The following is a 16020-nucleotide window of genomic DNA, read 5'->3' on the forward strand; positions in this document are numbered from 1 at the left end:
TTAGATTTATTTAAAAAATTTGGCATACTTCTGTGTTAAATTTTCCTTTTCAATCATTACCAGTTCCAAATGATCCTTTAGCATTTTTTCCGCTTGGTCGGGATCCTTCTCCTTGATGGCGCGAACAATTCCATGATGCTGGGCAAGGATGATTTGCCAATCGGAATCGGAAGCAAGCCGTAAAAAACGGATGCGGTTGTCATGCGTTGCCATTTGCTGAATTAGTCTCCACGTACGGGCCCGGCCGCAGCCGATCATAATCGACTTGTGAAACTCTTCATCGAGCTCAAACAGCCGCACGTAATTCTTTTCGGACTCGCACAATTCCTGCAGCGAAACAAGATTCTGCAGGTGAAGCACCTGTTCCTTGCCGAGCAGCTCACATGCTTCCCGAACAACGGCGGACTCCAATGTTTTTCTGACAAACCGTGATTCTTCCGCATGCTGCAAATCGATAAGCGATATGATGGAGCCCTTCTGAGGGGTGGTCGCGATCAATTCCTCCTGAGTGAGTTTAACCAACGCTTCTCGAATCGGCGTCCTGCTTACTTGGAGCATTTCGACCAGTTCTTTCTCCGAGATAAACCGCCCCGGATCGAGTCTTAGCTCCATAATGTTTTTTTTCAAGGTATCGTAAACGAAATCCCGAATGAGTCCTCTTTTGTCTCTTAAAGCGTTAATCTGAATACTCATAAGACCCTCCCGCCATCGGAAAACGAGCCGCATTCATCCTACAAGCGCTTACAAAAAAATCGGGAAGATAAGTTACCCTACTGTACCGGCTTGAGGGGAGTGAATCGGATAGCTTTAGTTTGCTTAACCCGCCTTCCTCTTTGCATGGATTCATTCATTCCAGCCACCCTACTTTGAGGATTCATTTTGTGCTGCCTTTGGCTGTTGATAATACTAACATACCACCACTACAACGGTGTTGACGATGCGCTAATCGTGAAAAACATTTACCCATTTCTTGCATTTCCTTCCACATGAAAGCGCTGTATAATGAATATAGGAATAGAATGGATGAACAAGGGGGACGTATACTATGTCTGAAATGATCGCCGATTCGGTTGAACTGGGCAGGCTTCCCGACGTTCGAATGTCTCTTCATCTGATGGGACTGCATGTTCGCGAGGTGGGTTCCCGGTGGACCTATCCATCCCATGAACACCCTATGTACGAGCTTCATTGGATGATCGAAGGAGACATGCAGATGGTCGTCGAAGGCCAGATTTACGATCAAAAAAAGGGAGACCTGCTTTTCATACGTCCGGGAATCACCCATTCGTGCAAGTCGGCAGGCTCAAATGGCTTCACTTATTTTTGCGTTCATTTCAGCGTAGCCGATCCCGCTTTCTCCAAGGAGCTGGAGCGTCATCAAGCCGTTTGCTACGAAGCTTCCTCTCCCCTCGTCAAGGAATTGGCCCCCGTCCTTGCGGACTTATTCAATCTTGCAACCGGAAACAGAAGTCTTTCCCTTTCCGCCGCAAAAAGCATGAAGGTGTACGCAGCCGTGTTTGAGCTTCTGAGAACGTTGGTGGAGCAGCTGTCCCAAACCAACAGCGTCGTGCTTACAAAAAAGGAGTTAATGGCCGGCCGCATCGCCCAATATATTGAGGATTCGATCCGCAGCAACCTGCTTCATGGCCAAATGGAAGACAGTGAAAGAACCTTCGTCCAAGATATAGCCGAATCCTTAAAATTGAGTCCGTCCCAGGTGAATCGGATATTTCAACACGTTTACCGGAAAGCTCCCCGCCAATATATGTCGGAAATTTTATTAGGCGAAGCTCAGCGCCTATTGCTTCAGACGGACCTGCCTATAGATCATATAGCCATGATGCTTGGATATAAAACAAGCGCCCACTTCAGCCGCCAATTTAAGCGCTGGACCGCTATGACCCCAAGCGGGTACAGAAGCAGCGCAGAGCGTTAACGACCGGCTAAGCGTACATGGCCCCTTTTCCACCGCTGTACACTTTAATGGGGTCTATACATCCGGGTCGAAACATTCACAACTCTCCCATCTATACAAAGCTTGTTGAAATAGATAAAATCAAACGAAGGGGGGGTGTTACAAATCGATTTAGAAGGATTCCTAAATATGGGTATGCTGGTGCTGGCATTAATCATATCCATAGGTTTTGTATTATTTAAAGTTAAGAAAATCCCAAAACGATCCGCTTTAATACTGCAATCGCTTGGATTGGGAGTTATTGTGTTTGCAGCCGCATCCTTAGTATCGCTTTTCATATTCACCGATGCATTAAATTTAGTTATGGTGTGGATTATGTACGCTTTAGCTTACATAGTAAGCAGTTTGATTAACGTTGGGATCATTGTCTTTAAGACACGTTAAACGGAATCGGAACGTCTGTTCGTCATCGTCACAGAAGAGGACCGCTTCTCCCCTGCACGCCGTCAGGATGAAGCGGTCCTCTGTTATTATTGTTTTAACAAAGCATTTACCTTACTGTTAAGTGTGCTTATGGCAGTAGGAGTAATATGCTCGCCCATGGCTTGGTTGTTCAAATGTCGGAGGAAATCCTCCATATGCTTTCGAGCCTTATCCAAATCGCCTTTGATCTGCTGGTGCTCAGCTTGCTCCAGCTGGTTACTGAGCTGCGCGGCCAATGGACCGCGAAGTTCGCCGGACGCGATGAAACGATTCGTCCAGAACTGAATGACCGATAAGTTGACTTTGGTTTGAACGGTCATGGCTGGACTTGGCTCCGAATAAGCTCCCGTCCGGTCATTGGCAACAATGAAAAAGGTGTATTCGGTATCAGGCACCAAATTCGTCATCTTGTAGACGGCTCCGGCTACCGTTGCATTGGGCATACCGTTCATGTAAACATCGTAGGTGACGGAGCGAGTCCCTCCGATACGGATCGGATCCCAAGCTAGAGTAATACTCGTATCCGTTACCTCGGCAGCTCTCAAATTCTGCGGAGCGGGAAGCATGTTAGCGGTGGTGAAGGACCACAAATCGGAGATACTGTGCCCGCCGTATGCATCCTGGGCCGCCGCATACCAGAAGTAAATTTGCTTTGGATCCAGGTCATTCCAGCGTACTTCCGCCGTTTGACCGCTGCTTACGCTCTGTGGGCTGCCGATTAGCTCCTTAGAATACACTTTGACTTCGATGGAATCGGTGGCCACCCTTTTGACCTGCGGTGTCAGATCAACGCTCAAGTTGAATTCATCCTTGTTCGGATATTGAACCGGATCGTAATAATTGTAATCGTCCTTATACGGCGAATATGTCTTTACTTCGACGGTACCGGTGCCGGGATCAAACGTAAACAGCTTCATATAGCCGTCCCCGCCCTCGCCAAGCTCTTGATAGTCGGAAAGAATCTGGTAAACCGTCCGTTCGGGTGTACCGTCGCCATTGTCATCCACCTTCACGGTATTAAGCGCAGAACCGGTATAGTGTCCGCTGATCACCATAAATACGTTAGGATTCCGCTTCACCACTTGATCAAACAGCATTTGCCCCGTTGCGGAAATTTGTCCGTTTGCAAGTACGTAGTCGTGAAAGCCCAGAATCGCCTTGCGGTCCGAATGCTCCGACAGCACCTTATTCAGCCACTCGATTTCCTCAGAACCGATTCCCCAGCCCATATATGCCATGATATAATCAACGCCGCCCGCTGAAATCAAATCATAATGGCCTCGATTATCTTTATATGACTCCCCGTAAAACGGTTTGTCCTCGAACCGGCTTGCTCCGAAATATTTGGAATACATGGTATAGTCATTCGTAGGAGAAACATCATGGTTTCCGGCAATAACTCCATACGGAATGCCTGCGTCTTCGAGCACCTTCATGGTTCGGTCTGCATTTGCCCATTGATAATCCTGGTGATAATTCTCAACGAGGTCGCCGGTATGAAAAACGTATTTCACTTGGTTTTCTTCGGCATGATCACGGATCCAATTTACTTGAGAATCGAAGATGTGGGAAAAGGTTTGTGAATAAAATTGAGTATCCGGAAGCCAGACAAATGAGTATTTTTCGGAACCGCCGTTATCCAGCTGATCCTGAACGATAAATTGCGCCGTACGATCCTTAACATACTCCTGCGCCGTTACCGTGCCCATAAGCACGAAGCTTTCTTCTGAGATCGATGTGCGTGAGTCGAGGGCAATCCAACGGCTTTTGGAATAATTCCAAGCATATAAAGTAACTTTGCGTCCGGGCAGGGAACGACCTTCCCAAGCAAGCTGGACCTTATCCTCCTGCGAGTAATGTCCTTCCAGTTTCACTTCATACCTAAGGTATGGAAACTTCATTGTCGAATCGTTAGTCAGAAAGGACCCGTCAGCTGACTTAACCGACGTCAGCTCTTCTTCAGTTAACCGGCGCTCACCGGGAATATATAATCCTACGGGTGGCTCCGTATCCGATGCCCCGGAGAAGACAGTTACATTCTCCTGTACATCCGCTCCATATCGGTACCCTCGGAAGAATGACACCTGAAGCGGGTCTTCCGTAGGGTCCTTAACCTTCACTTGCAAGGCAGCGTTTAATCTGATATCTTCGGCTCCGTTCGCTGGAGATACTGCCTCAGGAAGGTAAGGATGCTCCTCCACACTCGAGAAACGTACCGTTTTTTCACTCCTATTCCCCTGTTGATCGTGCGCCGTTATGGTTAAGGTATGAGAGCCTGGCGTCAGCTCGGCGGATGACGTCTGATACGGCAATGAGATCTTTTGTCCGTCTAAAGTAATCTCTGAGCTGCGAACCCCGGAAACCTCATCGGTTATGGTTCCGTTAATTACGATCGAGCCCTTGTACGATTTACCTTCTATTAACGAGGTCTGGATGATTGGCCCGTGGTTATCGACCCAAACGGCAGCTTCCGCCGTTAATCCATCCGACGCCGTTACGGTTACACGGTGCGGTCCGTCGGAAAATGAAGTTGTATCCCACTTGTATACAGCAGAGCGGGCCTGTTCTTTGGAGATGGTGAAGGTGAAATCCACGACCGGAAGAAATCTTCCATTATCCCCCATGTCCAGAACCGTAGATGGATTGCTGTATTTCGGATCTCTCAGCATCGTACCGTCAGCCAGCAGCAGCCTCACGTTACGCACATCGAAATCGTCCAAATTCTCCTTAGAGGTGCCGTCATACGGCGCTGTAAAGGAACCGGCAACGAGGGATATCCGATTCGCACCTTCGATGATTCCATCCACGGGAACCATTACTGTTTTATAACCGCTAACACCGTAATCAAATTGATGAACGACGGTATCATTGTGTTTCACCACATTCTTATAATTTTTGTCTGCTCCGTTGGCATCGAAGGCAAAGTAGGCTTTATGCTCCAAACCTCTTCGCACGGGAGCCATCTCATTGCCGTCAATCGTAATCCTCAGGGAATCCGGCTCGGAGCGGCTATCCGTACCTTTCACCCACTCCATTCCTGTTATGTACCGATTTTCCTTCAGATTGACTCTGGGGCTGACAGAACTGTTCTCAATATTTGTCGTAAATTGTTCACTGGTCGTTTCGTTAAATCCGTCTGAAGCCGTAAAGTAATATTCAATCGATTTACTGCCCAAGATCTGCAAGCCGTCAAGGGTATGCCGATAAACGGATCCCAAACCCTGTCCCTTCAGCTGAACCTTCGTAAATGCGTTCTGCCGGTCCGTTTTGTAGTGAAGGCTGACGGTTTTGAGCAAGGAGCTGTCCTCCGCTTTTACAGCGAACTCAACGGGGGAAGCAGGCTCTGCCTCCGATCCGGTTTGATTGATCAACAAGGGAGGTGTCGTATCCTCAGGCAGCTCTTGCAAGGAGGCCGGCACCTGTCCGGAATCGACCGTCCCCGGTGTCGCCCGAACGGTTCTGGAGCTGATTTTTACCATTTGGTTCGTGCCATCCTCCGGATATCGATACACCACACCCAAATCGCTCTGGGTATCGTCCACCCCGAGGTTATAGGCTGCACTGACGATTTCATGACCCGTATTCGTTGCTACTACAATCCAACGGGTTCGACCGCTATGCATGCCTGCGCTTATTCGCACGACATCCCGGTTCAGCACCAGATTGCTTCCATAATGCGCATTGAAGTCATCTATCGTGACGTTTGCATTATTTGCATTTTTCAGCCAAAATAAAAGCGTTTTCCCCGGCTCCAGGATGACGCTTTCCGGTTCATGGTTCCAAATCGCATCGCTTTCATTACCGTTCGGATATCGGTAAATGATTTTATAATCCTTCAGATCCATGGGACGGTTCGAATTATTGTAGATTTCTATGTATTCATAAGCATCGTCAGAGCCGCTGCTTCCCTGGATGTCTACAGAATCAGGTAGTATTTCCGTAATCAATACAGGTGGCGGACTAAGTCCTGCGTCTGTACCGGCGGCAATGATTCGATCATCTGCAGAAACGGAAATGCCGCCTGCCGGAGCGATCGAGGCTAACAAAAGAGAAAGGGTGAAAAAAACGGTACGGCATCGATGCCATCTTTGGCCACAAAACATATGTTCCCTCCATTCACTTGTGTGTGATAAAGCGGTTAAGTTCGTCCCCGCTGATTCATTCCAAATACGTTATTTGTTCTGTTGAATATATTGGTTGGCCTTTTCTTCTGCAACTCTAAGCACCGTATTCATATCCTGTTTCTCAAAGGCCATCGTTTTTGCCGCTTCGTTCAAAAATGGATAAAGCTTAACGTCATATTTTGTTGCTTTTGGCAGCGGAGCCGGCTTAACGGAGAATATGTTTTGCAGGTTTTTGCCATCATACAGCTTCGTATCTACGGATACCTCTTTCTTTAAGGACGGGTCCTTGAGCACGGTAATGCGAGTACCTTTGTTCATTGCCTTTTGCGCCTCATCGCTAATCAACGTTTTTAAGACAGCATAAGCAGCCTTTTTATTTTTACTGTTTGGGGTCACCATGGCCAGATGGAAATCAATTTCCCTGCCGTACCCGGGTTTTTCGTCGAAAGAAGGGAACGATACAAGATCCCAGTTAAAGTTTTTGCCGGTTTCTTTTAATTGGGGAAGGCGGGCGGTAATAGCAGAATGCCAGTACGGGAACATCGCCGTCTTTTGATCTTTCAGGAAATAGTCGATCCCATAAGTGTATTTCTTCATCGGTTCGACAGTGCCCGGGATCTGATAATTTTGCTCATAAATCCCGAATACCCGTTTATAAGCGTCAGTATGAATAACGGATTTTTCCTGCTTTTCGTCAACGACTCCAAGGCCGTAAGCTCGCGTTAATAACGTCGGATTCTGCAGATCGATACCGATGTATTGTGTCCCTTGATCTATTCGGGTAACTTTGCGGGCCAGCTCCATAACTTGACTCCAGGTCATGCCGTCTGTAGGGTAAGGAACCGAAAATTTGTCAAAAATATCTTTATTGTACAGCAGAACGCCATAGTTCATAGCATAGGGAATTCCATAAATTTCACCCTTAGTGCCGAAGCTTTTTATTACATTGATTGTTTCCGGTTCGAATTTATTGAAGTCCACATTATCCTGCTTGACAAAGTCCGTTAAGTCCGAACCTAGGTCCAGTTGAAGCAGGTCGAGTAAATAGTAATTGCTGGTTAAGATAATATCGGGAATTTCACCCGCTGCTATCAGCTTGTCAAAGGTTACGCCCGATCCTGATACCAGCTTCGTTGTAATATTCGGATACTTGGCTTGGACAGGCTTCGTTACAAGTGCGTCAAGCTCTGCTTCGTTTATGACCCCGGCGTTATGTGAATAGATGGTTAATAATGCAGGCTCGTTATTATACGTATCCGGGCTCGCTGTGGGAGTGCTGACGGAATCTTCATTTCCGCATCCGATCAGCGTTACTCCCATGAATAGAGAAATACCCAATAGGGCTGGAACTGCTTTCATTTTTTTCAATATGTAACCTCCCAATAAATTGTTTACTTCAAGAAAAGCTGATCCCATCCTTATCCAGATCCCTGAGCGCCGAGGGAGGCTCGGCGACACGACTCCAGTTCAGCTTTATTATAGTAAGGGGATTCGAGGCTGAACATACAATATTCATTCATAGAGAATACACTTTGTTTCACGTTAAAACCCCTAAAGAGTAACGCTCTTTATCCCCATCAATTCTCCAACCTTCCGGAACAGCGACGCGTTGTGACCGATTGACATTGCGCAGTGGTGGGTGGGTGCTTCCATAAACCATTGCTCCATAAATTCGTCCGGATGCTTGCGGAATTTGACCGGCGTCTGCGTATTGCCGATTCGCATGATAGGTCCGATCGTTGACTCGCCTTCGCTAATGATCAGCTTGAGCTTGCCGTCTCCCGTCTGCGTAACATTCAGCGTAGTCACCGGCCCCGACTTCACCTTGGCCTCGACGGAAACACCCGTTCCCTGCTTCCCATGATAAAGACCCATTCCACGGAGGAGCGGCTTTCCATCGGAAATAGCGATATGGAACGGACCGTCATGCCCGAGTAATATCGTCTCGTCCACATAATCTACGACGACAATCTCCGAGAAGCTCCCTCCTGTCCCAACAATATCGCATATTTTCATCGCCACTGCGGTCTTAAGGTCTCCCTCGCCGGAGCACGGGATGCCTCGGGCGGTCAGCAGAGAATGTCCGACAATAAATCCGCCCTGCAATTTCTCGTATTCCCCGCCCGGCGCTCCATGATAGTAGTAGCTCAACGCGTCAAGATTGAACTCCCGGACAAGCTTCTCCTGCGCCGCGGCCACTCTGCACGACCACTCCATCTGCTCTTCCGTCGGCTTCTTAGCAATCGGATCGCTGGGGGAATCGCCGCTGATTTCAAACATGCGATGAACTTCATCCAATTTAGCCGCGACTTCCGATGGTGTCACTTCTTGCAGCAGCCGATTCAGATCGCACATTTCCAGAACCTCGACATGCAGCCCCGTCTGTGCTTGAATCATGGTAAAATCGCTGTACATGTCCAGCATCCCGCTATATGTGTTGCCTAGGAATCCAAAGCGGCTATGCTGAAGCGTCCGGGGAACCGATGCGGCCCGTACCCATTCTTCAATTTCCCTCCATGCACGGATCGCCTCTTTTCGCTCGCAGGTCGTTTCGTTGGTTAACGAAACCGCAGGCGTATAGTCCAAGCCCAATAGACCGTTAACAACTCGGAACGGAATACCGGCTCGGTTAAAGGAGTTTGCAAATTCGGGAACAGGACAGGCGCCGCAATGCGCAAGCCACTCACCGGTAGTCGTATGATTATAATTGATACGTTCCGTCGGCTGCAGATTCAAAAAAACGACCGGCGCTTTGTTGATCTGATGAAGCGGCAGCACGGTCGAGCTTGTGGAGTACGTCGCAGCATGACACAAAACCAGGTCGACATTCCGCTCGTTAAACCACTCCCCTGCCTTCCGGCCTTCACCTTCGGTATCTACAAGACCGTAGTTGTATACTTCGGCCCAAGCCGAAACTTGTCGCTCGATGAAGGCGCCATATTCGATCAACCGTTCGCGAAGACCGGGGAATTGGTCCCAGTACGCACGTAGTCCTACCGAATATAATCCGATCCGCGCTTTCTTCACGGGCTTTATGGGATTGCCAATCATATGCAGCATCCTCCTCATTTCCTTATCACCAAAAATCAAGACAACCTATCGACAAACCACAAAGCTGCAATCACGAAAATGCTAGCCGAGGCTCCGCGAAAAACGAACGTGTAATAACGTTCCTTCTTCTGCAGCATGATTAAGATCGGAAGTACCAACGCAACGCATGCAAGCTGCCCCAGCTCTATGCCGACATTAAACGAGACCAGGGAAGTGATGAAATATTTCTGGTCAAAACCGATATCGGAGATAGCCGTCGCAAAGCCGATACCATGAATCAAGCCGAAGAGAAACGTTATCATCCAGCGCCATCCTGGTGGAGTGACAAAAAAGTTCTCAATCGCGACATAACAGATGGTGAGCGCGATTCCAGCCTCAATCCAATTCGGATTCGCGGGTATCCAGCCTATGGCGGCCAGAGTGAGTGTTATGCTATGGGCTACGGTGAAGGCGGTAACAATTTTTAATACTTCGGCAAACTTTTTGGAGACAATAATCAGAGCAAGTAAAAAGAGAAGATGATCGTAACCCGTAATAATATGCTCCAGTCCGAGATCTAAGTAATACAAGATAAGCGACAACACATCCACGATAGCACTCCCCTGACAAAACAAAATTACGGCCGAAACGGTCTTAGCCCTTCATGAGTTTGCGGCCGATTAACGGGTACAATAGCCGTTTGCAGCAGATATAACGATCCGGCCATCGCTAATCCGATTCCCATGTGGAAGAGTAGGACGCCGATCGTCCGAAAGCCCGGGACAATCCCCAAGCCGACGCCCGAAGGGGACATAACGGCCCCGTGAATAACCCCGACCGCGAGCAATAGCGGCAGTATCCAGCCGAACGCCTTATCTTTTAACCACCCAAACACGCCGGCAAATACAAACACCGAGCAAAGAAAATAAACCGAAACTTCTGGAACGAACATCAGTTTTTCATGAAATACTGCAGCCCCGGCCGCATGTGAAAGCGTGAAGAACATCAATTTTTCGGTTGCTTGCCGAAACCGGCGCTCCGTCAGGCACAAGCTCAGAACCAGCAGCCACAGCATTCCGGGTTTTAACATAAATTGCGCCCCGAGGATCACGCTGTATACGATCAGTGAAGTGTGAACAGTCGGCTGGCTGCCCGGTGCAAAGCGATACGTATCAGTATCCTTATCAACTACTTGATGACCGATCAAGCTTCCTTCCTTGAACATTTGGATATAGTTCTGATGATACGGATCGGCATCGTCAATGACGATACGATACCGGATCATGAGCTCCGTAATGGGAATATCCGAGAAGAAGCGGAAATGAAAGCGCACGACAGGATCTTCCTTTTTTTCCTGAATGGTTGCAACCGCATCTTCCATACTGAATCGAAGCTTCGAGAGACCCGAATACAGCTGCAGATGCTCCTTCATATAATTCTCGAGCTCATCGCGTTTTGCAGAAAGCTCCTGATCCGAAATGGTCCCATTCCGGTCCAGATCATAGGCGCTAAGGACCGGATGCGGCAATATCAGTTCATAATCCACTTCTCTTTCGCCGATGTGGACGTATGAATAACCGCTATTTAGATTATGAGCCCATGCTTTCTGAGCCATTGGCAGCATGGAGATAAACAGTACGGCAGTGAACAGCGCAAGGGTTCGCATCTTCATAGGTCACTTCGCCTTCACCTTCCATTCCCAATCCTTCTCGGTTATCACCTTCAAATCTTTACCGTCGGAAGTAATGAGAATATTTCCATGCAGGCCTGTTGCGTAAACCTTTGACCCTAAGCTTTCGTATCGCTTCATGACATCCCGGCTTTGAAAAATGTTCGCGCTCATGACCGCGACCTTTGGTGAAACCGCATTGATGAAGGTGATGGACGAGGAGGTCGCGGCACCGTGGTGAGGGGCGTGCACAAAGTCCGCATCCAATTCTTTCAGATACTTTTCGGAAAGCGTGAACTCTGTCGCCTGGTAAATATCACCTGGAAATAGGAACGAGGTATCCTTGTAGGTCACCTTGAGCACCATCGAATATTGATTGATTTCGTTCGCATCGAAGGTTTTCACCGCACCGGGAAGAACGCCTTTGGTCGGGCTGAATACTTCCACCTTCACCTCATTTCCCAAGGAGAAAGACGATCCCTCCTCCAGCAGCTCCGTCTTTATTTTTTTCTCAGCAAGTATGGACGTTACATTGACGTACTGGGACGAGCTTACGTGAGGTAGGTTAATCATATAAAATATTTTTGCCGTTACATTCCTCAAAATAGAGGAATAACCTCCGATATGGTCCGCATGGGGATGTGTATTTACTGCCGCATCAATCGAATCGATCCCCAATTTTTTGATATATTCCATCAATTTAGGGCTGGCTTCCTGTATCCCGGAATCGATCATCATCGTTTTCCCGTCGGGCGTTTCAATCAGGATCGCGTCTCCCGACTTCACGTCAGAGGGCAAATCAAAATATCTCACAGAAAAGGTCCCCTTTGTTCTGCTTTTATCGAGAACCTCTTCCGTACGCAGAACGGCTTTTTCCCCGCCCCCTTCCCCGGTTGGTTTGACAGAGGCTGCCTCCTGTAATATCGCCGTCTGCTCCGGTTCAACCTTCACATAAGCAGCCAGCGCAAGCAGCCCGCCAACAAGGATCACACTAAGAAGCTTAAGCATCCGTCTCCAGTTAAAGGAAGACATGTCCTCTTCCTCCCTTTGGAGCGACCGCATGAATTTTCATATGACATTTCCTACTTTCAAAGTGAGTACTTATTCCTTGACACTTCCCAGCACGATCCCCTTCATGAAGTATCTTTGCAGGAACGGATAAACCAACAGGATCGGAAGAGCTCCGAGGAAAATTTGCGCTGCTCTGGTCGTCCTCGGATTTACGTTCTCCAATTGTCTGATGGCGTCGTCAGAGCCGAGAACTGTCAAATCCTGCTCGATAATGATGGTGCGTAAATACGTTTGCAGCGGATAATTTGCCGGCGTATTCATATAGATCATCCCGTCGAACCATGCGTTCCAATGGCCGACTGTCGCGAAAAGGCCGATCGTCGCCAACGCAGGCAGGGATAGCGGTAAGTAGATTTGAAACAGCGTGACCCAATGCCCCGCCCCATCCATATGTGAAGCTTCTTCCAGCTCTTTAGGTATTCCGCGAAAGAAATTTAGCAGCAAGACGACATGGAAAACCGGAACGGCCCCCGGTATCACAAGCGCCCATATACTATTTAACAGATTCGTTTCCTTGACGATCATATAATTCGGTATTAACCCGCCGTTAAACAGCATCGTAAATACGACAAACCACGCAAAGAAGGTGCGCATCGGGAATGCCTTGACCTCTTTGGAAAGTGGATAGGCCAGTAGGATGGTCAGCAGCAAATTAAGAGCTACCCCGAATATCAGCCGCTGTAATGTAACACCGATGGATTTCAAAAATTCCGGTTTGCTAAGCACAAATGCGTAGGCATCCGTCGTAAAGTTTACCGGCCATAGTCCCACAAGTCCGGCTTCCACTTCAATACTCGAGCTGAGCGACATCGCTAATACATGAATAAGCGGGAATATGCATAGCAGGGACAAGACGATCAGAAACGAATAATTGCAAATACTAAATACTCTCATCGAGAATGAGGAGTCGTTGACCAAGCGGATCTCTCCCCTTTAAAAAATTCTGTAGTTAGCGAAACGGTAGGCCAATACATAGGATACGGCGATAAGGATGAAACCGATAACCGATTTGAATAACCCGATGGCAGTAGCCAAAGAATACTTCGCCTGAACAATCCCCATCCGGTATACGAGGGTATCGATAATATCCCCGGTTTCATATACGGATTGATTGTATAAATTAAATACTTGATCGAATCCCGCACTGAGAATGTGACCCAAGCTTAATGTGGCGACAAGGACGATGACCGGTCGCATGCCGGGCAGCGTAATATGCCAGGTCTGCCGCAAGCGGGACGCACCGTCGACAACCGCCGCTTCGTAGAGATTCGGATTGATGCTGGTAAGCGCTGCCAAATAAACAATGGTACTAAAGCCAAAATCCTTCCAGAGATCGGTCACTACTAAGACATAAGGGAAAATTTCCGCATTGCCCAGAAAGAAAATCGGCTCCAATCCGAGCGATTTGAGAATTTGGTTGACAATCCCCTTCGAAGGAGACAGGATGTCGATCAGAATCCCGCCCAGAATGATCCATGATAAAAAGTGCGGCAAATATACAAGTGTTTGTATGCTTCGTTTGACGAAGCCGATTCTAACTTCATTCAAAAGAAGCGCGATAAGAATTGGAAAAACTTGCCCCGCAATCACCTTCATAACAGAGATATACAGTGTATTCCATATGACCTGATAAATGTTGGGGAGCTTCATGATATAGATGAAATTATCGAAGCCAACCCATTCCGATCTAAAAAAACCGAGAACAGGCTTGAAATTTTGAAAGGCCATCACAAAACCGAACATAGGCAAGTATTGATAGATGATGAGAACTAGGATGCCGGGAATCAGCATCAAATATAAGGGCCATTGCGCTTGCATGAATTTTGCCGATGTCGGCCGCGATGGAATCCGGTTCTTTTTCGTTGCAAGTCTCATGCTTCATCGCTCCAGTGTAAAAAGGGTAACCGGAGGGAACTCAGGTGCGCTCCCCCCGGACATCTCTTGCTCTGCTATTATTTCTTGTTTTTAGCGTACCACTCGTTGACTTCATTTGTAATCGATTCTCCGCCGAGCTTATTCCAATCCGCTACGAATTTATCAAAGTTATCGATTGAATCCCCTAGGATAATTTTGGTAAACGTCTCATTAGCCAAATCGCTCATCGGACCGCTTTTTTCAACCATATTATCCGTAGGCAATCCATAGAATTCATCGATTTGCAGCAGCTTTTCATTCACATATTTATCCACTAACGACAAGGAGCCCTCCGGGCCGAAAATTTTTGAATATTTCCACATCGCCGCGGTACCGGCCTCATACTGCTTCATTTGATCGTAATAACCCTTTTGCTCCGGGTTTAACTTGCTCACATCACCGGATTTATACACCTCTTTGATCGTTTTCCAGTTATCCACGTTTTTCGTGACTCCAAAGTTTCTGACAAATGCGTATTTATGTGAAGAATGCGTTCCAACGTATTGGTACTTGTAGTCGGATGTTTTACCGAACGTTTTTTCTATGAAGAAGTTCATGAGCTTGATAAGGGCGGCTGGATGCTTGCTGTCTTTGCTTACGACATAATAATGCGGCGGATTATACGAAATCTGCGGCTTGGCCGGTTTGCTGTCAACGGAGGTAATCGGATAGTAGTGCCATTTGGCATTCGGGTCTTTGTCCAAGGTCTGCTGAAGCGGATTCAACGGATTCGACATGGTCCCGTAGAACAAGCCGACCTTTCCGGCGATAACGTCAGGCCCGATCCCGCTTTTCGTAGTGAATTCTTTATCGATCAAGCCTTCTTTATACAATGCCTGTAATTTTGCGAGTGCCTGCTTGGTTTCCGGCTTGACCAAACCGTTAACAAGCTTGCCCGTACTCGGATCCTTAAACCAGATATTCGGATAGGCATGGTAGCCGTTGAAGAAACCGAGCATACCGCCGCCGCCGCCGAAAATATTTTTGACGAAGCCGAAGCCTTGCGTATCGTCTTTGCCGTTTTTATCCGGATCCTTCGTTTTGAACGCCCGGGCGATATTGATGATATCGTCCATCGTTTTAGGCTCCGGCAGCCCGAGATTGTCTAACCAATCCTTACGAACCCAGAGCATGGTGGCACCGTCAATAGCGGCCGTTACGTAAGGGAGACCGTATAATTTCCCGTTAATCGTTGCGGAATTCAAGCCGATTCCGCCGTCTTCTTTAAATTTCTCATCTGTCAAGGGCACGCTGTGCTTTTTATAAACCTCCGTTAAGTCGGCTAGCATGCCTGCCTCTGCCAGCTCCTTAAGCTGGGATGGCTTTACTCGGAATATATCGGGAAGGTCACCGGAGGTGATGGCAATATTCAGCTTCTCCCAATATTGGGTTGAATCCGTAATCCATTCATTTTTAATCTCAATTCCAAGCTCATCCTTGTAGGCACGGGTATATACATTGTTTTCCATAGAGTCGCCTTCGGGAAACGTTGTATTGGTTTCCTGGTCTCTGACCATCGTAATCGTGACCGGCGGATCGTATTTACCGACCGGTTCGCCTTTGTCCGCTCCTGTTGTCGCTTGAGGCGTTGCCGTTCCCCCTGAATTTCCGCCGCCCCCTGTACAAGCCGAGGTCAGTGCCAGGACCGCCGACGCGCTGAGCAATAAAAATGATTTTGCGTTTACCTGTTTTATAGTAACCACCCTCTCAGATTCATTAATAACTGAATATTCCGATAATTAATCAAGAAAAGAAGTCCTCCGATCCATGAACCTCGATCAGAGAATTCCCGAAGCCGTCCCTCCCTCCCTCTC

The 16020-nt window shown here is 47.9% G+C and carries 12 protein-coding genes; 2 read left to right on the top strand and 10 right to left on the bottom strand.

All coding sequences use genetic code 11. The features are described from left to right. Window positions 1-6: 6 nt before the first annotated feature. Window positions 7-693 carry a GntR family transcriptional regulator gene (locus tag RAC89_RS00525; RefSeq protein ID WP_306611100.1) on the bottom strand — a complete coding sequence of 229 codons (687 nt, stop codon included), beginning with the start codon at window positions 691-693 and terminating at the stop codon, window positions 7-9. A 352-nt stretch (window positions 694-1045) separates the two neighbouring features. Here RAC89_RS00525 and RAC89_RS00530 point away from each other — a divergent pair, with 352 nt between their 5' ends. Then, window positions 1046-1936 carry an AraC family transcriptional regulator gene (locus RAC89_RS00530; protein WP_306611101.1) on the top strand — a complete coding sequence of 297 codons (891 nt, stop codon included), beginning with the start codon at window positions 1046-1048 and terminating at the stop codon, window positions 1934-1936. Window positions 1937-2104: 168 nt separating this feature from the next. After that, on the top strand, window positions 2105-2359 hold the full coding sequence (locus RAC89_RS00535) for a hypothetical protein (RefSeq protein WP_306611102.1): 255 nt from the start codon (window positions 2105-2107) through the stop codon (window positions 2357-2359). A gap of 86 nt (window positions 2360-2445) precedes the next feature. Here the strand turns inward: RAC89_RS00535 and RAC89_RS00540 are convergent, their stop codons facing one another. From RAC89_RS00540 to RAC89_RS00580, 9 genes are all read right to left on the bottom strand, one after another. Next, a complete protein-coding gene (locus RAC89_RS00540) occupies window positions 2446-6444 on the bottom strand; it encodes an FIMAH domain-containing protein (RefSeq protein WP_306611103.1) in 3999 nt (1332 codons plus the stop codon). A 126-nt stretch (window positions 6445-6570) separates the two neighbouring features. After that, window positions 6571-7881 (bottom strand): ABC transporter substrate-binding protein, encoded by a 1311-nt coding sequence (locus RAC89_RS00545; protein WP_306616006.1) that lies wholly within the window; start codon window positions 7879-7881, stop codon window positions 6571-6573. Between the two features lie 192 nt (window positions 7882-8073). Next, window positions 8074-9549, bottom strand: a complete 1476-nt coding sequence (locus tag RAC89_RS00550) for an L-fucose/L-arabinose isomerase family protein (protein WP_306611104.1) — start codon at window positions 9547-9549, stop codon at window positions 8074-8076. A 59-nt stretch (window positions 9550-9608) separates the two neighbouring features. Beyond that, the gene (locus RAC89_RS00555; RefSeq protein WP_306611105.1) at window positions 9609-10163 is read right to left on the bottom strand and encodes a HupE/UreJ family protein; all 555 of its coding nucleotides are present in this window, start codon (window positions 10161-10163) and stop codon (window positions 9609-9611) included. A gap of 26 nt (window positions 10164-10189) precedes the next feature. Further along, complete coding sequence (locus RAC89_RS00560) at window positions 10190-11224, bottom strand: hypothetical protein (protein WP_306611107.1); 1035 nt, start codon at window positions 11222-11224, stop codon at window positions 10190-10192. A gap of 3 nt (window positions 11225-11227) precedes the next feature. Beyond that, window positions 11228-12253 (bottom strand): ComEC/Rec2 family competence protein, encoded by a 1026-nt coding sequence (locus tag RAC89_RS00565; RefSeq protein ID WP_306611108.1) that lies wholly within the window; start codon window positions 12251-12253, stop codon window positions 11228-11230. A 69-nt stretch (window positions 12254-12322) separates the two neighbouring features. After that, window positions 12323-13186 carry a carbohydrate ABC transporter permease gene (locus RAC89_RS00570; RefSeq protein WP_373429884.1) on the bottom strand — a complete coding sequence of 288 codons (864 nt, stop codon included), beginning with the start codon at window positions 13184-13186 and terminating at the stop codon, window positions 12323-12325. 39 nt (window positions 13187-13225) lie between these two features. Further along, entirely contained in the window at window positions 13226-14167 is a 942-nt protein-coding gene (locus RAC89_RS00575; RefSeq protein ID WP_373429885.1) for an ABC transporter permease, read from the bottom strand. A gap of 77 nt (window positions 14168-14244) precedes the next feature. Further along, entirely contained in the window at window positions 14245-15909 is a 1665-nt protein-coding gene (locus tag RAC89_RS00580; protein ID WP_306611110.1) for an extracellular solute-binding protein, read from the bottom strand. Window positions 15910-16020 lie beyond the last annotated feature (111 nt).

Origin of the sequence: Paenibacillus sp. GD4 (assembly GCF_030846225.1) — a bacterium.
Classification (GTDB): domain Bacteria; phylum Bacillota; class Bacilli; order Paenibacillales; family NBRC-103111; genus Paenibacillus_G; species Paenibacillus_G silviterrae.